Genomic DNA, 678 nt, shown 5'->3' on the forward strand with positions numbered 1-678 from the left:
TTACAAGCCTTCTCCTCATCAATCCCTTCAGCTAAACGACCATGCACGACTAAGTGCCCAAGTTCATGGGCCAAGGTGAAGCGCTGACGGTCACCACTTTGGGCGGTAGAGATCACCACTACAGGAGTGCTACCAATCTTGCCCGCTAAACCGTCAAACTTCTTATCTGTTTCCACATCCGTGGTAATAATCATCACGCCCTTAGCTTCGAGGGTATCGATCATATCGTGAATAGGGTTTAGCCCTAGCTCCCAAGCATGGCGCATTTGAATAGCTAAGTCTTCAACTTGTTCTATGCTAGTAATTTGTTCAGGAAGCTCATTTGGTAAAGTAAACTCAGGGATAGGCTTCACTGAGTCGGGATACAACTCTAAAAGCTCTTGCCAACGTTCAGCTTGTTCTAAAACATCGCCATTAATTCGGTCTAACACTTTCTTTGGTGTACTAGCACGCTTGCGGTACTCTACGCCCTCTAGTTTCACCTTCGTTGGACGAAAGAAGTACTCAGTGCGCACATCGAGCGCTTTCGCGAGTTTTAGTAGGTTTGAAGAAGAAGGCATAGCCGTGCCATGTTCATACTTTTTAATGGCGTTAGCGGACAGTCCTACCTCGTTGGCTAATGCATTCATGGATAGCCCGGCAGCCTTACGGGCTCGTTCTAAGCGTTCTGCAAACATG

General features: G+C 47.2%; 1 protein-coding gene. It reads right to left on the minus strand.

Features of this window, described 5'->3' with window-relative positions:
- The coding region (locus L5M10_RS24030; RefSeq protein WP_263256111.1) for a helix-turn-helix domain-containing protein at positions 1–678 on the minus strand (678 nt) is incomplete at both ends.

The sequence above is a fragment of the Shewanella sp. SM32 genome (assembly GCF_025654235.1).
In the GTDB taxonomy this organism is placed as follows: domain Bacteria; phylum Pseudomonadota; class Gammaproteobacteria; order Enterobacterales; family Shewanellaceae; genus Shewanella; species Shewanella oncorhynchi.